Source organism: Pseudomonas sp. ok266 (assembly GCF_900110195.1).
In the GTDB taxonomy this organism is placed as follows: Bacteria; Pseudomonadota; Gammaproteobacteria; order Pseudomonadales; family Pseudomonadaceae; genus Aquipseudomonas; species Aquipseudomonas neuropathica.
Genome location: NZ_FOCU01000001.1, coordinates 204,504 through 226,240 on the forward strand (window position 1 = coordinate 204,504; position 21,737 = coordinate 226,240).

Here is a 21,737-nt window from a genome sequence, read left to right on the forward strand (position 1 = left end):
TACAACAATGTCCAAGAAGATCTTTGTCACCGATACCATCCTGCGCGACGCTCACCAATCGCTGCTCGCCACCCGCATGCGCACCGAAGATATGCTGCCGATCTGCGACAAGCTCGACAAAGTCGGCTACTGGTCGCTGGAGTGCTGGGGCGGCGCGACGTTCGACGCCTGCGTACGCTTCCTGAAAGAAGACCCGTGGGAGCGTCTGCGCCAACTGCGCGCGGCGTTGCCTAACACGCGCCTGCAGATGCTTCTGCGCGGTCAGAACCTGCTGGGCTACCGCCATTACAGCGACGACGTGGTTAAAGCCTTCGTCGCTAAAGCTGCAGTAAACGGCATCGACGTGTTCCGCATCTTCGATGCGATGAACGACGTGCGTAACCTGCGCGTGGCGATCGAAGCGGTGAAAGCGGCCGGCAAACATGCCCAGGGCACCATCGCTTACACCACCAGCCCGGTGCACACCATCGATGCGTTCGTCACTCAGGCCAAGCAGATGGAAGCCATGGGTTGCGACTCGGTGGCGATCAAGGACATGGCCGGCCTGCTGACTCCGTACGCCACTGGCGAACTGGTTCGCGCGTTGAAAGCCGAGCAATCGCTGCCGGTGTTCATCCACTCCCACGACACGGCCGGTCTGGCGACCATGTGCCAGCTCAAGGCGATCGAAAACGGCGCCGATCATATCGACACCGCGATCTCCAGCTTCGCTTCGGGCACCAGCCACCCAGGCACTGAGTCGATGGTCGCTGCACTCAAGGGCACCGAGTACGACACCGGCCTGAACCTCGAACTGCTGCAAGAGATCGGTCTGTATTTCTACGCCGTACGCAAGAAGTACCACCAGTTCGAAAGCGAATTCACCGCCGTCGACACCCGTGTGCAGGTCAACCAGGTGCCGGGCGGGATGATCTCCAACCTCGCCAATCAGTTGAAAGAGCAGGGCGCCCTTAACCGCATGGCCGAAGTGCTGGCGGAAATCCCACGCGTGCGTGAAGACCTCGGCTTCCCGCCGCTGGTGACCCCGACTTCGCAGATCGTCGGCACCCAGGCGTTCTTCAACGTGCTGGCCGGCGAGCGCTACAAGACCATCACCAACGAAGTGAAGCTGTACCTGCAAGGCGGTTACGGCAAGGCGCCGGGCGTGGTCAACGAGAAGCTGCGTCGCCAGGCGATCGGCAGTGAAGAGGTCATCGATGTGCGTCCGGCCGATCTGCTCAAGCCGGAAATGACCAAGCTGCGTGCAGACATCGGCGCCTTGGCCAAGTCCGAAGAAGACGTGCTGACCTTTGCGATGTTCCCGGACATCGGCCGCAAGTTCCTCGAAGAGCGTGCCGCCGGCACCCTGACCCCTGAAGTACTGCTGCCGATTCCGGAAGCGGGCGGTGTGACCAAGGCGGGCGGCGAAGGCGTGCCGACCGAGTTCGTCATCGACGTCCACGGCGAAACTTACCGCGTCGATATCACCGGCGTCGGCGTCAAAGCTGAAGGCAAGCGTCACTTCTACCTGTCCATCGACGGCATGCCGGAAGAAGTGGTGTTCGAACCGCTCAACGAATTTGTCAGTGGAGGCAGCAGCAAACGCAAGCAGGCGTCGGCACCGGGCCACGTCAGCACCACCATGCCGGGCAACATCGTTGATGTGCTGGTCAAGGAGGGCGATACCGTCAAGGCCGGCCAGGCTGTGCTGATCACCGAAGCGATGAAGATGGAAACCGAAGTCCAGGCAGCGATTGCCGGCAAGGTAACCGCCATTCATGTGGCCAAGGGTGATCGGGTCAATCCGGGTGAAATTCTGATCGAGATCGAAGGCTGAAATAACGGCCGCGATCCAACGCTTTAAACCTCGGGGGGGCATGTGCTCCCCTTTTTTTTCATCCGGAATTTGTCTGCATCACATGAGGCCTATGTGGGAGCGAGCCTGCTCGCGAAGAGGAGTGTCAGTCGATATTTATTCAACTGACCGATCGCATTCGCGAGCAGGCTCGCTCCCACAGTGACGATGTTCAATCCGTCAGAACGCCATGCGCCATTGGCCCATTACGCCATGAGTGCGGCTGTCAGTGGCCATTTCACCCGTGAGACCCACACCGACCGTGTGATTGGCAGACAGCCCGAGATCGAGGCCGGCATCCACCGACAGGCTGTTGCGATCCAGCGCGGCACCGGCAATTTCAAAGCGTTTGCCACCCTTGACCAGTTGCTGGCGGGTGTCGCTTTCGATCTCGCCAAAGGTGTGTTTCCAGCCGGCACTGAATCGCGGTGTCAGCGTCATGCCGTTGTCCAGCCGATTGATTTTCGCCGTGCGCAGGCCAAAGGTGCTGCTGAGGTTGTCGCGGGTTTGTCCGAAGACTTTCAGCGCCGCATCCCCGCCGTTTTCACGGTAGCTGTCGCGTTGATAGCGCTGATAGCCGACGCTGGCGAACGGTTCGAGCGTCGCGTTGTGCCGGCCAATGTTGACCGCCAGTTCGGCAAAGGCTTGTTGGGTGTTGGCGTCGTAATTGCCCTTGAGGCGATCGCTGAAGCCGTTGAAGGCCACGCGACGTTTGCTGGCGCCGTCATGACTGGCGTAGGTCGCCCCGAGACGCAGCGAGAAGGGGCCGTCCTGACGTGCGGCGTAAGCACCGAGGTGCCAGCTGTCGAGGTCGCCATCGTATTGCCGGGCATCGAGTCTGGTCTGCGATTTACCGCCGACCAGGCCGACATGCCATTGCTCGTTGAGCCGCCAGTCGGCGCCCATGACCAGGCCTTGGGTAGCGTGTTTGAGGGTGCTGTCGAAGTTACGGTCGACTTTGCCACCATGGCCAAGCGCCTGAATCCACACGCGCCCGGAATCGGCAGCGCCGGCGGCCTGACGCGGCGAGTTGCCGGAACTGTAGGCAGAACCGTAACGGCTGTTCAGTTGCTGCATGGCCGAAAGCATGCTCGCGCTTACGGGAGTGATGCTGCTCAGCGTGGCTTTGGCGAGGTTTGCATTGCTGCCGGCGGCGAGTTGTTCGAGGGCGACCGGAGCGGTGGTTTTGTCGCTGGTCAGAAGCGCGGCGACTGCTGCGTTTGCAGGTTTTATAGGCGCAGGTGCGGGCGGTTCGGCGGTCTCGTTAACTTGCGCAGTAAGAGGTTCGTCCGGCATTGGCGATGGGACGGACTCTGCAGTGGGAGTCGGCGCTGAAGTCGGGACAGGAACAGAAATTGGAGCTGGTGCAGACGCCGTCAATGGCGTTGTTGTCACTGATGGCGCAGGTGCTGTTGGATCGACAATGGCCTCGGCAGCGGCACGAGTGTTGGCTGTCGTGGCAGCGCTCGAAAGCGGCTTACCGTTACGGGCGTAAGTCAGCCCGACGGACTTTTTGTTGTATTGCGCAGTGGCTGTCATGAAGGCGAGGTCGCTAACGACCGTACCGAATTCGCCTTCTACCTTGCCCGCTTCGAGGATTTTGTACTGTCTGCTTTGCGGATATTCTCCCGGACCCGCAACAACTTTCAGGGTGGCGCCTTCCAGCTTGGCGGTGCCATCAACCTTGATCGTTTGACTGCCACCGGGGGTGACCTCGTAAGCCAGTTCGGCGGTCGGGGACAAGCGCAAGTCGCCTTTCACGCGCGGGCTGCCTAGCACCTCATTGACGGTGAGCAGGCCGGCGACCTCCAGGCTTCCCACCACACCTTTACCGGCAAAGCTGCCACCGCTCTCGACATACACGTCGCCCTTAATGCTCCCCAGGTTGGTCAACGCGGTACCGCTGTTGACCAGCACGCCCTCCTTGAAGTCTCCCTTGGAACTCAGCGCCCAATCGCCCCGGCTGAGGAACAGGCCGTTGAAATTACGTGTGTCTTTCAGCTCGCCGCCTGCCGCTGCATCCAGGAACAGGACGTTATCTCCCCCGCCACCATCCAGCAGGCCGGTAAAGCTTGCGCCGTCCGTGAGCTTGATCAGATCGTTTACAGCGGTACCTTTAAACGTTTCTTCAGGGGTTTTAAAAGCGATGGGCACCGTACTTGGGTCGGTGAGAAATCCCTTGAGTCGTTCAAGCGCCATTTTTTTAGGGCTGGTTTCGGACAATTCAGTGACATCCGCTACTGCGGTTGAATCAGCGATTTCAGAGGGTTGCTGAGCGTTAGCGAACGCTACGCAACCCAGAGCCAGCGAAATGGCCAAAGCCAAGTTTTTTGGTTTGAAAGTGTGTTGACGGGGCATTAGGTTAGGCCTTTTCTGAAAGGAGACCCAACTCTATTGATGCCCCAAAAAATCCGATGTCGGCTGCTTCCCGCAGGCTTGCAGGCGACATCGCATCGTTTTGTAGAAAATGACCGCGAGATCCGCAACCAGGATTTTTACTCGGTTGCAGCGTTCCCTTTTCCTACAAGCATTCAAGACCCCGCCGGCTGTTCAACCCTCAAAAGCTCATCTGCCACTGCCCGATCAAACCGTGATTGCGGCTGTTGCTGCCGATCTCACCGCTGTATCCCACACCCAGCGTGTGCCGAGCCGAGATCCCCACATCCAGCCCGGCCTCCAGCACCAGACTGTCACGGTCCAGCGAGCTGCCATCGACACTGAACGCCGTGCCGCCGGTTATAAAGGCCTGACGAGTCGAGTTGCTGACATCGCCATAGGTGTGTTTCCAGCCAGCGGCCATGCGCGGGGTCACGCTCATGCCGTTGTCCAGGCTGCTCAGGTGCGCCAGGCGCAGGCCGAAGGTGCTGCTGAAGTTGTCCTGGGTCTGGCTGTCGACTTGCAGCGCGGCGGCGCCACCTTTTTCCTTATAGCTGTCGCGGTGGTAGCGCTGATAACCGAGGCTGGCGAATGGTTCGGCGCTGAGGCGGCCGCTGCCCATGGCATAGCCGAGTTCGGCGAAGGCTTGCTGGCTATCGGCGTCGTAGTCGCCTTTCGGGCGGTCGCTGAAACCATTGAAGGCGATGGTGCGTTTGCTTTCGCCCTGATGGCCGCTGTACGCCGCGCCGAGGCGCAAAGCGATCGGGCCGTTCTGGTGCAGCGCGTAGACGCCGGCGTGCCAGCTCTCGACGTTGCCGTCGACGCCGGTCGCGTCCAGATCGGTTTTCGAATAGCCACCGAGTACGCCCAGCCGCCATGCTGCATTCAGCGACCAGTCGGCACCCAGCACGCTGCCCTTGGTGCGTTGTTCCAGACCACTGCTGCCATGTTCGCCATCGAGCTTGCCGTAGCCGCCGATGCCTTGCAGCCAGAGCCGGCCGCGAGCGTTCGGGTCATTCAGGTTGCGTGCTTCGGACGGCACGCCATTGGCTGCCAGCACGGGGGTGTCGCGCTGATCGAGACCGACCATCAGTCCCGGGCTGGCGCCCATTTGCTGCATCGCCGAGAGCATGCTGCTGCCGACCTGACTGCTGGCGCCGAGGGTGGCGCTGGTCAGGTTGGCATTGCTGGCACCGGCCAGTTGCTCGATCGCCGCGCCGGCGCTGCTTTGGCTGGTATTGAGCAAGGCGTTGTACAAGGCGTTGCCTTTGCCGATTGAGGCGAGGCTGTTGGCGGCGTTTGTGCCGTTGCCAGTCGTGGCGAACTCATTGAACGCCACATCATTGCGGGTGTAGGTCAGATCGACTTGCGTGGGTGTGTAGGCGAGAGTCGGCGTCAGGAATGCGTAGTCGCTGCTGACCTTGCCGAAGGTGCCGTTGACCTGCGCCGCTTGCAGTACGGTGTAGTGGCTCTGCCAGGGATAGGTGCCGCTGCCGGGATTGACGGCGAGCGTTGCACCGTTGAGGTTGGCGATGCCGCCGACCTGTACCGGCGCGCTGCTGCCGTCGGCATTGACGCCGTAGGCGAGGGTGCCGGCGCTGCCCATGTTCAAGTCGTGAACGATGGTGGCGCGGCCGAGTCCGGTGTCCGTGCGTAGCGTGCCGTTGACGTTGAGATTGCCCACCGAACCGCCACCGGCATACACACCGCCAGCGTCGACGGTCAGGTTGCCAGTGATGCTGCCTTGGTTGATCAGGATGGCGCCGTTGCGCACCGCGCCGCCGTCGCTGAAATCGCCACTGCCCGACAGCGTCCACGCGCCTTGCTTGACCTCCAGCCATTCGAAGTTGCGACTGGCGCCGAAGCTGCCACCGGCCGCGTCCTCCATCACCACGCGGTCGTAACCGCTGCCGCCATCCACCACGCCGACAAAGCGACTGCCATTGCGCAAGGTCAGGCTGTCGTTGCCGCTGCCCAGATCCAGCGCCAGGCCATTGCTGCCGCTGATCGTGCCGCCGTTGATGACGTTGTCGGCGAACTCACCGACGAACTTCACGCCAAAACCGTTGAGGCCTTGGATGGTGCCGAAGTTTTCCAGGGTGGTCGCCGCCAGCCCCGAACCGCCGCTGCCATCGTCGACCAGAATGGCGCTGTCGGCACCGCTGATCAACGCGTTGCTGGCGTTGAGTATGTAGCCACCACCGAGGGCAATACCTTCGCTGCCGTTGGCGAAACCGCCCTTGTCGACACCACCTGCACCGACGCCCTGAATGGTCCCGTAGTTTTCGATGTGGGCGACCTTGTCGATGTCCACACCGTCGCCGTCACCGTTCGCTTGCAAGCCTGAGTAAGCACCGGTGATGGTGCCGTGGTTGATCACCGTGCCATCGCCGTCGGAACCGAAGCCGGAACCATTGCGGCCGGTGATCTGCCCGTAGTTGATCAGCGTCGCGCCGAGGTCGGTGGTGATGCCATGCCGGCCGCCGGAAATCACTCCGTAGTTGGTCACGCTAACGCCGCTCGCGGAGTCAATATCGATGCCATCGAACTTCTCGTCGGCATTGTGCGAATCGCCGGTGGAAATCTCGCCGTAGTTGGTAATGGTCGCGTTGGCCCCGGTCTTCATGCCGTCGCTGGCGTCGCCGCGAATCAGCCCGTCGGCGCGGTTGATAATGGTGGTTTTCACCCCGTCGCTGCGCAGCGCATCCAGATCCAGGCCTTGGCCGGTAGTGGAGCGAATCACACCGCTGTTGTCGATTAACAGGCTGCCGCTGACGAAGTTGCTGTCGATGCGCAAGGCGTCGTTGGCGCCGAGAATCTGCCCGCCGCTGCGGTTGTAGATCGTGTAGTTGCGCGCCTGGGTCAGGTCGCCGCTGCTGTCGATGGCCCGGCCACCGCTGGACACGATTTTGCCGGCGTTATCGATCACCACACCCGCACCACTGGTCTTGTCTTTCAGGCTCACGGCCTTGCCGCTGTTGGTGATGCTGCCCGGTGCGGAAATCGTCAGCGTATCGCTGCCTCCCAGCGTTTGCGCTGCCGTGGTGGCGGTGTCGATCTGCACGGTTTTGCCGTGGGCTGCCGTGGCGGTGATCAACAGGGCAATGGCGAGAGACAGACGCTGGGGCGGGAACGGCATGGTCGGACGGCCTTTTTGTTATAAGCGGGCCGTCCTGTATAGCGAAGGGTTTTTACAGAATGATGTCTTTGAGGTGATGAGTCACTGATCGCGACGCACGTAAGCCTTGCCGTAATGCCGCTCCATGCCTGCCTGAATCAACTCCAGGCCAATCGACATCAGCCAGTAAATGATCGCCGCCGTCGTCAGCATTTCGATATAGCGGTAGCTTGAGCGCCCGTATGACTGGGCGAGAAACATCACTTCCCAGACCCCCATCACCGAGATCAGCGACGAGTCCTTGAGCATCGAGATGAACTGGTTGGTGGTGGGCGGGATGATCGTGCGCATGGCTTGCGGCAGGGTGATGCGCCAGAAAATCACCGTCTCGCGCATCCCCAATGCCAGCGAAGCTTCACGCTGGCCGTGGTCGACCCCGAGGATGCCGGCGCGGAAGATTTCGCTGAGATAGGCGCCGTAGTTCAACGACAGGGCAATGATGCCCGCGACAATGGCGCCAGGCACGATGCCCAGTTGTGGCAAGCCGAGGTAGATCAACAGGATCTGAATGAGCAGTGGCGTGCCGCGAAAGAACGAGGTGTAGAAGCTGGCGATACCGAACGCCACGGCGCTTTTCGACAGGCGCGCCAATGCCGTGATGAAGCCCAGCAGGGACGAGGCGACAATCGAGCACATACACAGGAAAAGCGTCAGCGCCGCGCCTTGCAGAAAGCCGTTGGGCGCCAGGTGCAAACCGACCAGGTTGGGCAGTTTGTCGAGGATGATCGAGAACTTCAGGTCGAAGCTCAGGAAGAACCCGGCGAACAGGCAGAACAGCGCCGCCCATGTCAGGTACAGCCGCGTACGAAAACCGAACAGGCGTTGCAGGCGTGATTCAGCCACCGGTTGTGGTGGCTGTGGAGGTGTCGGGAAAGAAGTCATTGGCTGATATCAGCGCCGATCCATTTTTGCGACAGCTTGCTCAGGGTGCCGTCCTGTTTCAGTTGCGCGAACACCTCGCGCACTTTGGCGTCCCATTGCGCATCGCCCTTTTCGATGGCCACCGAATTCGGCTCCGAATACAGCGGCGCGCCGGCCAGTTTGAAGCGCCTGTCTTCGTTCAGGCGTGGCTGCGCGGTGACGAGGTTGGTGAGGATTGCATCCAGACGCACGCCGGCGCCCAGGCCCAAATCCTGGAAGGCAACGTTGTCGGTGTCGTACGGCGCGATCTGCACATCTTCGAACGGGTACTGCAACTGCTTGTCTTCGGCACCTTCGATGACCAGGTTCTTGTTCAGATAACTTTCGTAACTGGACGCGCTGGTGAGGCCGACTTTTTTGCCACTCAGATCCTTGGCAGCGTGAATCCGATCATCCTTGGCGTTGACTACGATCACTGCGGGCGAGGCGTAGTACTCGACCGGGAAATCGAACACTTCGGCGCGGGCCTTGCTCGGTGTCATCGAGCAGATGCAGATATCGTAACGCCCGCTCCAGCGGCCGGCGGCAATGACGTCCCAGGACGGTGTTTCCAGTCGCAACTTCACGCCCAACTTGTCAGCCACGGCCTTAGCGACGTCCACATCGAAGCCATCAAGCTGATTCTGGTCATTGAGAAACGAGAACGGTGGATAGCTTTCCATCAGCACGCCGACCAGCTCTTTTTTCTGCTCGATACGATCCAGCGTGGCGCCAGCAAAGGCTTGAGTGGAAGCGGCCAGAATCGTCAGGCCCAGGGCCAGTAGCGGTTTAAATTTCACAGTCGATCCCTGGGTAAAAAAGAGGTTGTTTTTAACGGAATGGTGCGTATTAAATAGTTATAAGAACGACTCTGATAGTGAGTTATTTTCATAAGCATATGAGTGAAAAGCATATGGGCGCAGGAAGCACGATTATTCTCGATGGCGGCATGGGCCGTGAGTTGCAGCGCGCCGGGGCGCCATTTCGTCAGCCGGAGTGGTCGGCGCTGGCGTTGAGCGAGGCGCCGCAAGCGGTTGAGGGGGTGCATGCCGCTTATATCGCCAGTGGCGCCAATGTGATTACCACCAACAGTTATGCCGTGGTGCCGTTCCATATTGGCGAAGAGCGTTTCGCCGCAGAAGGGCAGGCGCTGGCCGCGTTGGCCGGTGAGCTGGCGCGACGTGCGGTGCAGGCCTCGGGGAAATCCGTGCGGGTGGCCGGCTCATTGCCGCCGCTGTTCGGCTCTTATCGTCCGGATCTGTTCGAGGCCGCACGAGTGACCGAGTTGCTGGCGCCCTTGGTCAATGGTCTGGCCCCGCACGTTGATCTGTGGCTGGCGGAAACCCAAAGCTCGATCATCGAGGCGCGTGCCATTCACGCCGGGTTGCCGAAGGATGGCAAACCGTTCTGGTTGTCGTTCACCTTGAAGGACGAAGACACCGATGAAGTGCCGCGCCTGCGCTCGGGTGAGCCAGTCGCCGAGGCGGCTGCGGTGGCGGCTGAGTTGGGCGTCGAGACGTTGTTGTTCAATTGCAGTCAGCCGGAAGTGATCGGTGCCGCGATTGATGCCGCGCGTGACACCTTCGAGCGTCTGGGGGCGAAAATTCACCTTGGTGCCTATGCCAATGCGTTTCCGCCGCAGCCAAAAGAAGCTACGGCCAATGACGGACTTGATCCGCTGCGCGATGACCTGGATCCGCCGGGTTACTTGCACTGGGCGATTGACTGGCAGCAGCGCGGTGCGAGCCATTTGGGCGGTTGCTGCGGGATCGGGCCGGAGCACATTGCGGTGCTGGCGCAGAAACTGGAGTAGCCGCAGATCAAAAGATCGCAGCCTGCGGCCACTCCTGCATGGGATTTAAATTCACCGTGTAGGAGCTGCCGCAGGCTGCGATCTTTTGCTTTTCAGATAATCAGGAACGGCACTCGACCAAACCTTTCACCTGCCCGTCGGGCGTCTGATTTTCATCCGACAGCCACCGCTCGAAACCTGCCGCAATTGCCGGCCACTCGCCATCCAGAATCGAGTACCACGCGGTATCACGATTCTGGCCCTTGACCACCATGTGCTGGCGGAACACCCCTTCGAAGCTGAAGCCCAGACGTTCGGCAGCGTATTTGGAGCGGGCGTTGCCGTTATTGCATTTCCATTCGAGGCGGCGGTAGCCGAGGTCGAAGGAATATTTGGCCAACAGGTACACCGCTTCGGTGCTTCTCGGCGAGCGCTGCATCGGCGCGCCGAAGGTGACGTGGCCGATTTCGATACGGCCCTGGGCCGGGACAATCGACATCAGGCTAAGGATGCCTTGTACCTGACCGCTGGCGCGATCGACGACGCTGAAGAAATACGGGTCGCTGGCGGCCGCGTGGTTGTTCAGCCAAGCGTCGAAAACGCTGCGTTCCGGGAACGGGCCGTAGGGCAAATAATCCCAGAGTTTCGGGTCGGCACCGGGGCCTTCGAGTGCGGCGAACAGTTGGTCACCGTGGCGCGCCGGGTCGAGTCTTTCCAGACGGATAAAACGCCCTTCAAGCAAGGTGGCGGTGGGGGCGGGGACGCCTTTCCAGTCAGCGAGTGAAGCGATCATGCGTGCGTCTCCTTAAAGGGCTTGGCGAAACTGGATGAAGCCCGGGCGTTCGGCGATACGCTCGTAGAGCTGGATCGCGGTGGCGTTGGTTTCGTGGGTCAACCAATGAACCTTGCAGCAGCCGTCAGCCTTGGCGGTGGCGTAGACGTGTTCGATCAACCGGCGGCCGACGCCGGTGCCCCGGGTCTCCGGGATCACCAGCAAGTCCTGCAGGTAGCAGGAGTTTTCGATGCTCCAGTTCGAACGATGATAGATGTAATGCACCATGCCTACCGCTTTACCGCCAGCCCAGGCGAGGGCGGCGTGGGTCGGTTCGTTCGGGTCGAGAAAGCGCTGCCAGGTGCTGTGCGTCACAGCGTCCGGCAGTTCGGTGTTGTAGAAACGCAGGTAGGCCTGCCATAGCGGCAGCCAGGCGGCGTGGTCGTCGGCGCTGACCGGGCGAATGTCGATCTGACTCATGGGGGATTTCCTTAGCGCATCAATCGGGCGAGGGTTTGATCATTGATGTCCGGGCTGGCCGCCAGACCTTCGCGGACGCCGGCAATGTCTTCGGCGCTGCGGTTCTGGCTGAGCTTGCGTTTGCCTTCGAGGCGGTCGATGGGAATGGCGAAGCCGACAATCGCTTTGAGCATGCCGTCGATGTAATCGGCGGGCGCGTCGGCGACTGACCACGGTTGGGCGCGGCCGGCCTCATGCCGGTCGGTGAGGGTGCTGACAATGTCGAGCAGGCGTCCGCCATCGCTGAAGGTTTCGGCGTGGCCATAAGCGTGCACGGCGATGTAGTTCCAGGTCGGCACGACTTTGCCGTGTTCGGCCTTGCTCGGGTAAAAGCCCGGGCTGACGTAGGCATCGGCGCCGGCGAAGATCAGCATGGCTTCGGCGCCGTCGCGCAGGTCTTTCCACTGTGGGTTGGCGCGGGCCAGGTGCCCGTAGAGCGTGCCGTACTCGCCCTGTTCGCAATGCAGCAGTACCGGCACATGGCTGGCCTGCAAGCCGCTTTCGCCATGGCTCACCAGAATGGCGAGGCGGGTGGCGAGAATCAGTTCGTGCAGTTGGGACAATTCTTCGATGGCAAAGGCGCGTGGCGTGTACATGGGCAGATTTTCCTTGGCGAATGCCAGCATCCTAGGCAGGCTATTGGTCTGTTGTAAGAGCCATTGATGACCAATTTCATAGGTCCATTGCCATGCCCGATTCGCCGCTGTTATCCATGCCGTTCAACCCTGCCGGGATCGAGCTTGATCGCCGCCAGGGTTTGAGTCGTCAGCTGTATCAGGCGTTGCGCCTGCGGGTACTGGACGGGCGACTGGCGAGCGGCACGCGGTTGCCGGCCAGTCGCGATCTGGCGGCGGCGTTGGGGATTTCCCGCAACAGCGTGGTGCGCGCCTACGATCAACTGTATGCCGAAGGCTTTATCGAAGGGCGGGTAGGCGATGGCACCTACGTCGCACAATTGATGCCGGTAGCGAGCCCTGCGAAAAAATTATCCACAAAAGTATCCACAGGGTTTTCAACAGGCTTACCCACAGCCTTATCCACAAATTGGCTGGATTTACCTGTAATTTCATCCAGTAAAGTTATCCACAGCGATAGTTTTTCGCGCATCGAAAAGAACCATTTGGCCCGGCCACCGAGTGGTCCGCCACGAGCCTTTCGGGTCGGTGTACCGGCGTTTGATCTGTTCCCGTTCGAGGTGTGGGCCAAGCTGAATGCGGCTTTCTGGCGCAAACCGGATCTGGAGCAACTGTGCTATGGCGATCCGTCCGGCGATGCGCGCCTGCGTGCAATGATCGCTGCCTATTTGCGCAGTTCGCGCGGCATGCAGTGCTCGCCTGAGCAAATTGTGATCACCAGCGGCGCACAGCAAGGCATTAGTCTTTGTGCACAGCTGCTGGTGGAGCCGGGCGACGGTGTGGCGATCGAGAATCCGGGTTACCGCGCGGCCGGTCATGCGTTCGCGGTGGCAGGAGGTCGTTTGCACGGGATTGCCGTGGACGAGGAGGGCATGGACTGCTCGGCGTTGTCGGCCACCGGGGACTGTCGGGTAGCGTATGTCACGCCCTCTCATCAGTACCCGACAGGCGTGGTGATGAGTCTTGCGCGGCGCCTCGAACTGCTCGCCTGGGCCGAGCGCGACCAAGGCTGGATCGTCGAGGACGACTACGATGGCGAATACCGCTACACCGGTGCGCCGCTGGCGCCGTTGGCGGCACTCGATCGACAGGGGCGAGTGCTGTATGTCGGTACTTTCGGCAAGGTTGCCTTTCCGGCATTGCGCCTCGGTTATCTGGTGCTGCCGCCGGCGCTGGTCGATGCCTTCTCGCAACGCCGCGCGGTGGATGTCCGCCATTCCGAGGTCAGTACCCAAGCGGTGATGGCCGAGTTCATGGCGGCCGGGCACTTCCAGCGGCATATCCGGCGCATGCGCCGCGCCGCCCTTAGCCGTCGCAACACCTTGCTCGACGGTTGGCCGACCGCCATTGCCGGTGTTGGAGATTTGCCCGCCGTTTCCGCCGGGCTGCACCTGACCGTGGCCGTAACAAGCATCGAACGCGAGCAGCAGTTGATTGCGCAGGCAGCAGGCGTTGACGTGGAGATCAACGGCTTGAGCAGTTACTGGCTGCCGGACTCCACTACACCGCTGGACCAGCGCGCCGGGCTGGTCCTGGGCTTTGCCGCCGTCCCTGAACCTGACATTACAGCGGCACTGAAGCGCTTGCGGCAGGTTTGGCAGGCGTGAAGAACAGATGCTCGGCTGACTGTCGTGAAATCTCGCTGCGATGGATTTCGAGGAGCTGCGAACTGGTGGGATCGCTCGGCTCGTGGGAACCGCCGATGTGTCGTTGCGCGACTGTTTTCATATGCCCGGCGGTAAACGAAGCGACGGGAGCGTCGACACTGCTGTAGTGGAAGTGTGCGTAACACAGCACCTTGCCGGTGTGGGCATCGCGTACTTCGTATTCGTCGAGAAAACCCCTCGAGTGGCCTTTGAGCCGGCGACGGGTAATGGTTTTGGAAACCGTTACTTCACCTTTTTCTTTGAGCCACTGCACCCCCGCCGCAGTCGGTGGTTGTTGTTTGACCAGTCCGATGCGAATGCTGGTGCCTTTTTCGTCAAGGGCGTTAGCGGCCTCGTCAAGCTTGTGGCTGATTTCTTCGGTCGGCTTTTTGAAGTCTGCGGTCAGATTACTGGCGGTCAATGCTTCATCAATCGCCGCATTGGCTTCGCGCAAGACAGCGGCATGCTTGTGGTATTCCTCCTCGACCTCGACAGGTATCCGCCGCCCTCGTTTGAGGTGAGCCTCGATACGTTGGTGGAATGCAGCCAGGCCGTCGATCAGCGCCTGGCCTGCACGGCTGCTGGCACTCAGGGAAGGACGGGCCTTGGGTTGGCGGGTCTTTGCCGTGCGCTGTTCTACCCAGACACCGGGTGACTCTTCCTGGAATGTGGCGATGACGCCCGTCAGGGTGGTTCGTACTTCCACCAGGTCGGATTTTTGCCCCTTGATGCGTTTTTTTCGATTACCGACTACTGTGCCTCTGGATTGGGTTTTGATGATCTGGCGCGTTGATGATCTCGCCTTCGAAGGCCTCGATGTCGGTCCCAGCAAGTGCTTGAAGTGCAGCAACTCGGCCAGTTTTACATCCGTGCGCGCCCTGAACCCGTTTACCCGTTTACGCACATGCTGCAGTCGCTCAGTGTTGATCTGTTCGGGATAGTCGATGAGCAGATCACCAAAGCGCTGATCGATAGCGGAAAACTGTTCGGCCACATTGCTCAGGACATCGATGCGTTCGCGCAGGTTGTCGAGGCTTTCATCCTCGGTCAGATTCAGCGTGCTCTGGATACTCAACGCGGCGTCTTCGACGAGACTGGCGAGTGCCTGATAGGCATTGGCGGCGTCCGCTGTCGTACCGGCCTTGATGCAAATTTCCTGGCCAAGACTGATCTGCAAAAGCTTGAGGTCGTTCAGATCATATTTCGGCAATGCCTTGCGATAGGTTGGAATAATTTTGACGGCATCTTTTCCCAACAACGTCAGTTCGTCAAAACGGCTATTGGCCAACTCTGTTTTTTCAATGATGGCCTGGGTCTGGAGGGTCATTCTTTCAAAGGTCTGAACAAACGCCTGCGCGATGAATCCGGCTTCATCGGCAAGCATTGTCTGCATGGCCTTCAGGTCAGTCTGAAATACGGCGGAATGCAGGTCGAGCCATTCCTGCCCGAGAAACAGCTGCATTTGCAGTCGCTCAATCATGACGGTCCGGTAGTTCGGAATCGGCTCTTTCTGATTCAACGCCTTGATCTGTTCAATATTCGCGCCGTACGCCTTGAGTTGTGCGTCTAGCGTTGCCAGATAGTGCTCGCGTGCCGGTCCTCGTGCTTGCCCGACCGCATCGTTGAAGGCTTTGTGGTCAGCATCACACTGAGTCTGCTTGGCTTTCATCGTTACGTCGAACGCACTGATTTCGGCAGTCAGTTGCCTGGCGTCCATTTTGCTCACGTCCTGAACGGCCTCAAGTGCGCTGTCGAGTCCGCCGCCTCGCAGGCGCAAGCGAAGGTCGACCACCCATTGGCCGTTGGCCGTGCGGGTCAGTTGCGGCCCGTTGCGCGGCGGTTGCTGGCGCGAGTCAATGATCTGCACCTCGGCGTGCTCATTGAGCATGACTTCGAACCAGCGCTGGCCTACGGGAGCGAACCACTGTTGTTGGCGGGAATAAAGATGCCTGAGCGTGCCCTCGGTGGCGGCATCGCCGATACCTTTGGGTTTGGCGATCTGAAAACTGTCGAGCAGCGCTGCGAGTGCGACCGGGGATCGTTTCAGCGCCGTGAAGGGGTTGACCACCATCTCATGCGCAATGGGCAGTGCAGTGCTGGAGACGTCCGGCAACTGCAACGGTTTGCTGACGACGAGTTCGGTGGTGACGGTGGCGGTGGGTTCTTCCTGCGGGATCGACTCGCTGAATGGCTTGTCGCCGACCGCTGCGCGATGGGCGAGCACCATGCCCAAGGCCAGGAGAATGTCGGTGAGGGCTGTCCAGGCAAGCTTGCCGGATTGCTCATTGGCCACGTCGCTGATCTCTTGCAGGTCGTCCATGATCTGCCAGATCCACGCTGCCGTGCCGACGCTGCGCCCGAGGAATGGCAAAGCCGCGTTGAACAGCATCCAGCCGCCGTGTTTGAGCGTTGCCCAGCGTGCTTCTGCATCAGAGACCGATTGCCGATCGGCCTGGGTGATGACAGCCTGCACGTTGCTGTTATGCAGGGTCGCCAGTACATCGTGTTCAATCGTTGCGGTCGCCAGCGCAACGGGGCCGGACATGTCGAGGGCGGTGAAGGGGTTCACCAGCAATTGCGGGATAGTCCAGACTGAAGGCAATCGGGCGGTGAAGACGAACTGGCTGTACTTGAAGCGCACATCGTCCGGCAACCAGGCCAGGACCGATTCGCGCAGCTCCTGTGAGTGCTGGATCTCGTAAAACAGGTTGGCGTGTGAGGGAAATTGCATCAGTGCCGTTTCGAACAGTGGTCGATAAAGCAGGCACGGCCCTTTGTCCGCCTCGCGCGGGCCGATGACGAACATGTTGTTGACGATGTCGGCCTGTGATCGACTGCGATGGGCCACGAACCCCAGCGGGCGAATGACGATTTCATCGCGATCGACATGACGCTCATCGCCGGTGTTTGCCAGCGCGGCAACCACATAGCGGTAACCCTGTTCAGTGATGCCGGTCTTGCCCTGTATTTTGTGCTGTAACGCCAGCAGCGGCAGCTCGATGGGCAACTGGCTGGCATAAAGTGCTTGCACTGCCGACGCCTGCTCATTGTTGTCAATCAGCAGGTTTTGCAGGTACGCCGGGTAGGTCTGGCCGATATCGACGCTGCTGACCAGTTGTTGCAGGTAGCTTGCGGTCATCCACTCAGGCAACACGCCGCCATCCTTGTAACGTACGGTTTTGTTGCCGGCTGGCTGCCCCGCGAGGTTCTGCAGCGCGAGTTCAATGAGCGACAGCGTCTTGGTCTGCGTGTTACCCGGAAAGACAAATGTGCCCCAGACCACCAGGCTGGTGATGCTGATCTCGATGTCATCGATCCTCACCTCGCCGGCTTGCGGCTGATCCTTGGCTATCTGTTGTTTCAGGGCATCACGGGTGAACGCTTGCAGGCTGATGACCTCGCTTTGAAATGATTTTCCCTTGTTCGTGTGCTGCACCATCGTCAGATCCAGCAGATGCCGGCTGTAACGGGTTTGATCGGCGGGAGAGGCGCTGTCGAGCCATTCTGGCAGCATCGGACGCAGGCGAGCGATATGAGGTTTGAGGCGCGGTGTCGGCTCTCGCGGATTGCCGACAGTCCCGGCGTGCGGATATAGCTCGCTGGAACTCGAACCCTGAAAATAATTGATCGCGCCCAGCGCCTCGGCTTCCAGGGCGACCAGTGTGCAGGCTTGATAGTCGAAGAAATGGCCCTGTGGTTCGACCAGTCGCCATTTCAACCCGGCACCGGAGGCACCTTGCCAATAACGACGCGGCAGGGCTTCGCCGAGTTTTTCCAGCGATTGAAAACTCTCGAAGCCCTGCAGCACCGAGTGGGTCATGATCAAGGTGCGCTTGTCATCGGTGCCGATCAGTACCGCGGTATCGAGCAGGGTCACATGCTTCTGCTCGTCACCCTCGCCACGGTCAAGATCAATCAGGCAGGCGCGGGTCTTGTATTTGTCGGTGGGCAGTCGCTGGTGTTTGTCCGGGTATTTATAAAGCGCTTCGGCCATGGCGCGCTGGTCGGCATCCCAGCCAGGGTTCGCGTCGACCTTCCACAAATTGCGCAGGGCCTGTGACATCTGCTGCCAGCGCGGCTGCCCTGGGTAGGTGAAATCATCCCAGTAATTGACCTGGTGTTCCTTGTAGGCGATGAACAGCAACGGTGCCAGCTCATTGAGCAGCTTACCGATCGCGCTGATTTTCACCGGCAGCTGGATGGCGGACGGCAGGTCGGGCTGCAAGGTCAGATAATGCTCACCGTCGAGATACGCCACAGTCGTGCCGGAGAGGCCCAGGCGTACCAGGGTGTCGGTCAGCGATTCGATCAGGTGGCGACCGGGGACGACCCGATCATCTTCAATGACCCAGGTCGGTCTTACGACCATGGCCAGCTGCGGGTCGAGATCGAGGTCGGGATACAGCGTCCTGAGCGCGGGGCGCAGCGTTTTCGACGCAACTTCTCGCAGTGAAGGGCCGGTCACCAGTTGAGTCACGACATCGACGGCGCTGGGCGAGGGGATTTCGGGCATGGGCAACTCCTGCTCTGATGGGCGCGCCCAAGGGCGGCGGTTCCGGGCAAGGTAGCGGCGAGCGGCGGCGCACGTGCGGTACATACATATTGCGGGCAAAAAAAGACCCGCCTGGGCGGGTCTGGTGTGTACGGTTGCGACGGGAATCCGGTTATCGTTCGAAGCCTTCCAGTACGTTCACCGCGTTGATGCCGATTTCCTCCACAGCGTAACCGCCCTCCATGACGAACAATGTCGGTTTGCCGAGTGCAGCAATGCGCTTGCCCATCGCCAGATAATCGGGGCTGTCGAGTTTGAACTGCGAAATCGGGTCATCCTTGAAGGTGTCGACGCCGAGCGATACGACAATGATGTCGGCGCCGTAGCGATCGATCTCGTCGCAGGCCTGATCCAGCGCCGCACTCCACACGTCCCAGCCGGAGCCGGCGGCTAGCGGATAGTTGAAGTTGAAGCCTTCCCCAGCGCCTTCGCCACGCTCATCGTCGTAGCCGAGGAAAAACGGAAATTCTGCTTCCGGGTGGCCGTGGATCGAGGTGAACAGCACGTCGCTGCGCTCATAGAAAATCGACTGCGTACCGTTGCCGTGATGGTAATCGACGTCGAGGATCGCGACTTTCCTGTGGCCCTGATCGAGAAAGGCTTGTGCGGCGATGGCGGCGTTGTTGAGGTAGCAATAACCGCCCATCAAATCGCTGGCGGCGTGGTGTCCCGGTGGCCGGCACAAGGCGAAGGCCGCGCGCGCGCCGCGCTGAATTTCCGCTTGTGCGGTCAGGGCCACTTGCGCCGCGCTGTACGCCGCTTGCCAGGTGCCGGCGGTGATCGGTGCGCCGCCATCGAAGCTGTAATAACCGAGCTGGCCGTGCAGGCTGGTCGGTTTGATTGCACGCAGAGTGCGCGCCGGCCAGGTGTAGGGCAGCAGATCCCCGTCGGTATTGAATTCAGTCCAGCGCGCCCACGCGCCTTTGAAAAAGTCGAGGTAGTCACGGCTGTGGATACGGGCGATCGGCTCCAGACCGAAATCCTTCGGCGCTTCGACCGAGCCGAGCTTCTGGTTTTTAACGCGCTGCAGCACATGGTCGGCGCGCGACGGCATCTCGAAGCACGGCTTCAGTTGGCCATCGATGAGTTCGCAGCGGCCATGGTGCAGGTGGTGATCGTCCGAGTAGATCGTCAGCATTTGTTGGTCTCCGCAGGGCTGATTCGGTTGCTCCCAGTGTTGCGGCGCAAGGTGAATCGGAGAACGGCAGGAAAGGCCAAAAGGGGATGGATATGGCCAAAAACACTGACCGAAATTCGCCCCCTCAGGCCCGGAATTGGCTCGGCGCCACGCCGCTCCAGCGCACGAAGGCATGACGAAAGCTCGCAGTCTCACTGAAGCCAAGGGTCTCGGCGATGCGGTAGATCGGCAACTGATCCTCACACAACATCTGCTTGGCTCGCTCGAAGCGCAGTTCATCGAGCAATTCCTGATAGCTGCAGCCCATGTCCTTGAGATGCCGGCGCAGAGTGCGTGGCGAGCACTTCATCTGTTGCGCCAGACCTTCCAGCCCCGGCGCGGCGTTCAGTTGGGCGCTGAGCAACTGGCGGATGCGCCCGAGCCACGCTTGGCGTCCGGTGAACTCAAGGTTCTGCTTGCGACAACGTTCGGCCATGGCTTGATGGGTGATGGCATCGGCCAGCGGCAGCGGTTGATCGAGCCAGTGACGGTCGAAGGCGAAGGCGTTGTCCTTGGCGGCGAAGTGCAGCGGGCTGTCGAAGTGCTCGGCATAACTGTCACGGTAATCCGGTGCGGCGTGTTCGAAGCGCGTGGCGAGCAAGGGCAGCGGATGCCCGAGCAGGTCATCACAAATGACTTTCAGCGACACCAGGCAGAACTCGGCATTGAACACCGCCATCGCCGGGCTCTCGCGATAATCGGCAGCGACGAACCAGACGCGTTCGCCATCGTCCTCCAGACTGAGTTCGAAAAGTGTTCCCAACAGCGCCGGATAACGAATCGCCAGACGCAAAGCGTCACCGAAGGTGGCACAGGTCAGCAAGGCATAGCCAAGGATGCCGTAGCAGGAAACGTGCATGCGCCGGCCCAGTTCCAGACCGATATCGTGCTTAAGCGCGACCGCATTGGCGCAGACCTGCATCTCCTGATTGGTGGTGATGCGCGTGTCGGCCCGGCTGAGATCCGCCGTACTGATGCCGCTGCCGGCCAGCAACGCTTCGCTCGACAGGCCTTCGGCTTTGAAGGTGTTGAGGATTAGCGAGACGGCGTTGAGGGTGGTGAGGTGGGAGTGGAGCATAAGATCTTCCAGCCTGAGGATGGCTGGAATGCAGCAAGTTGCATGCCGCAGCAGCCCCTCACCCCAACCCTCTCCCAAAGGTAGAGGGGGCCGATTGGGGGATATTGGCGAGATCCATCGACGTGAGACATCTCTGCCGAATCCACAATCGACACGGTTTATCAGGTCGACGGACAGCGAAAAACAACTCGGTCAGTTCCCTCTCCCTCCGGGAGAGGGCTAGGGTGAGGGCCGATCCAGAGTTATGCTCAGAGCAGCTCACCACACAGATCCAGTTCGATCAGTCGGCGCACTTCTTGAGTTTCAAGCCCAGCACCGAGCAGGCCATGCAACTTGCCGAACGCCGCCTCACGAGTCATGCCACCACCGGACAACACGCCTACACCGCGCAATCGACTGCCAGCCTCGTAAACATCCAGCTCAACGCCGCCTTCATGGCATTGCGTCACGGCAACCACCACCACACCGTTATCCCGCGCACGGCCAAGGCTTGCCAGAAACTCAGGGTTGTCGCTCGGCCCTGTACCGCTGCCGTAGCACTCCAGCACCAGACCCTGAATGCCGCTGTCGAGCAGACCATCGAGGACTTCGGCGCTGATGCCGGGGAACAGTGGCAGCACGGCAACCTTGGCCAGTTGCTTCGGCTGGTTGTAGTTCAACGACGCTGGAATCGAAGGCGCTTTCACGCCGCCGCCCTGCCGCTCAAGTCGTTTGAACGGATGACGGCCGAAGCTGCGCACCTTCGCGCAACGGGTTGGCGCCAGTAGCTCACCGTGGAAGTACAGATGCACACCGGGCGCCAGGCCTTCGCCGAGGGCGACCAGTGCGCCGCCGAGGTTTTCCCAGGCATCGCTGTCGGTAACACCGGCCGGCAGCATGGAGCCGGTGAACCACACGCGAGCATTCAGCCCCAGTAACTGGAAGCTCATCGCCGCCGCACTGTAAGCCAGGGTGTCGGTGCCGTGCAGGATCAGCACGCTGTCGCAACCTTGCACATCCACGGCATCGACCACCGCTTCACGCAGTTGCTGCCAATAGGCCGGGGTCATGTTGGCGCTGTCGATCAGCGGCGACATCTCGCGAAAACGCCACTGCGGTACGACGAGTTCAGGCTGGCTGTGCAGGTAGTCGCGCATCCGCGCTTCGAAACCGGATGCCGGGGCCAGACCGTTGGCGCTGGCCTGCATGCCGATGGTGCCACCGGTGTAGAGCACCATGACGTGTTGGGCGGCTGGGTAGGAATTGGCAATCATCTGAGGGTCTCCACAATAGATGACA

14 protein-coding genes are annotated in these 21,737 nt (G+C 60.5%); 3 read left to right on the plus strand and 11 right to left on the minus strand.

Annotated elements, in window-relative coordinates:
* The first annotated feature begins 7 nt into the window (after positions 1-7).
* Positions 8-1,816: a sodium-extruding oxaloacetate decarboxylase subunit alpha gene (oadA, locus tag BMY54_RS01000; RefSeq protein ID WP_093429605.1), complete on the plus strand. Its 1,809-nt coding sequence runs from the start codon at positions 8-10 to the stop codon at positions 1,814-1,816.
* Between the two features lie 198 nt (positions 1,817-2,014).
* Here oadA and BMY54_RS01005 read toward each other — a convergent pair whose 3' ends face one another.
* The 4 genes from BMY54_RS01005 to BMY54_RS01020 all read right to left on the minus strand — a co-directional run bounded on the left by BMY54_RS01005 (position 2,015) and on the right by BMY54_RS01020 (position 9,088).
* Positions 2,015-4,192, minus strand: a complete 2,178-nt coding sequence (locus BMY54_RS01005) for an autotransporter domain-containing protein (protein ID WP_093429606.1) — start codon at positions 4,190-4,192, stop codon at positions 2,015-2,017.
* Positions 4,193-4,391: 199 nt separating this feature from the next.
* Entirely contained in the window at positions 4,392-7,349 is a 2,958-nt protein-coding gene (locus BMY54_RS01010; protein WP_093429607.1) for an autotransporter outer membrane beta-barrel domain-containing protein, read from the minus strand.
* Between the two features lie 81 nt (positions 7,350-7,430).
* Positions 7,431-8,270: an amino acid ABC transporter permease gene (locus tag BMY54_RS01015; RefSeq protein ID WP_093429608.1), complete on the minus strand. Its 840-nt coding sequence runs from the start codon at positions 8,268-8,270 to the stop codon at positions 7,431-7,433.
* The gene (locus BMY54_RS01020; RefSeq protein WP_093429609.1) at positions 8,267-9,088 is read right to left on the minus strand and encodes an ABC transporter substrate-binding protein; all 822 of its coding nucleotides are present in this window, start codon (positions 9,086-9,088) and stop codon (positions 8,267-8,269) included. Before BMY54_RS01020 ends, BMY54_RS01015 begins: the two co-directional genes overlap by 4 nt.
* A gap of 113 nt (positions 9,089-9,201) precedes the next feature.
* Here BMY54_RS01020 and BMY54_RS01025 point away from each other — a divergent pair, with 113 nt between their 5' ends.
* The gene (locus tag BMY54_RS01025) at positions 9,202-10,101 is read left to right on the plus strand and encodes a homocysteine S-methyltransferase family protein (protein WP_093429610.1); all 900 of its coding nucleotides are present in this window, start codon (positions 9,202-9,204) and stop codon (positions 10,099-10,101) included.
* A 100-nt stretch (positions 10,102-10,201) separates the two neighbouring features.
* Here the strand turns inward: BMY54_RS01025 and BMY54_RS01030 are convergent, their stop codons facing one another.
* Genes BMY54_RS01030 through BMY54_RS01040 form a run of 3 tightly spaced genes read right to left on the minus strand, consistent with a single transcriptional unit; the run spans position 10,202 to position 11,967 of the window.
* Positions 10,202-10,873: a GNAT family N-acetyltransferase gene (locus BMY54_RS01030; RefSeq protein ID WP_093429611.1), complete on the minus strand. Its 672-nt coding sequence runs from the start codon at positions 10,871-10,873 to the stop codon at positions 10,202-10,204.
* A 12-nt stretch (positions 10,874-10,885) separates the two neighbouring features.
* Entirely contained in the window at positions 10,886-11,332 is a 447-nt protein-coding gene (locus BMY54_RS01035) for a GNAT family N-acetyltransferase (protein WP_093429612.1), read from the minus strand.
* A gap of 11 nt (positions 11,333-11,343) precedes the next feature.
* On the minus strand, positions 11,344-11,967 hold the full coding sequence (locus BMY54_RS01040) for an FMN-binding negative transcriptional regulator (protein ID WP_093429613.1): 624 nt from the start codon (positions 11,965-11,967) through the stop codon (positions 11,344-11,346).
* A 92-nt stretch (positions 11,968-12,059) separates the two neighbouring features.
* Between BMY54_RS01040 and BMY54_RS01045 the strand changes: the two genes are divergently transcribed.
* Positions 12,060-13,613, plus strand: coding sequence for a MocR-like pyridoxine biosynthesis transcription factor PdxR (locus BMY54_RS01045; protein ID WP_093429614.1), 1,554 nt, complete (start codon positions 12,060-12,062; stop codon positions 13,611-13,613).
* Here BMY54_RS01045 and BMY54_RS01050 read toward each other — a convergent pair.
* The 4 genes from BMY54_RS01050 to BMY54_RS01065 form a co-directional block, all read right to left on the minus strand.
* On the minus strand, positions 13,570-18,165 hold the full coding sequence (locus BMY54_RS01050; RefSeq protein ID WP_093429615.1) for a dermonecrotic toxin domain-containing protein: 4,596 nt from the start codon (positions 18,163-18,165) through the stop codon (positions 13,570-13,572). The genes BMY54_RS01045 and BMY54_RS01050 overlap by 44 nt on opposite strands.
* A 151-nt stretch (positions 18,166-18,316) precedes the next feature.
* Positions 18,317-19,342 carry a histone deacetylase family protein gene (locus tag BMY54_RS01055; RefSeq protein WP_093429616.1) on the minus strand — a complete coding sequence of 342 codons (1,026 nt, stop codon included), beginning with the start codon at positions 19,340-19,342 and terminating at the stop codon, positions 18,317-18,319.
* A 124-nt stretch (positions 19,343-19,466) separates the two neighbouring features.
* The gene (locus BMY54_RS01060; RefSeq protein WP_093429617.1) at positions 19,467-20,459 is read right to left on the minus strand and encodes an AraC family transcriptional regulator; all 993 of its coding nucleotides are present in this window, start codon (positions 20,457-20,459) and stop codon (positions 19,467-19,469) included.
* A gap of 248 nt (positions 20,460-20,707) precedes the next feature.
* Positions 20,708-21,712 carry an asparaginase gene (locus tag BMY54_RS01065; protein ID WP_093429618.1) on the minus strand — a complete coding sequence of 335 codons (1,005 nt, stop codon included), beginning with the start codon at positions 21,710-21,712 and terminating at the stop codon, positions 20,708-20,710.
* Positions 21,713-21,737: the final 25 nt, after the last annotated feature.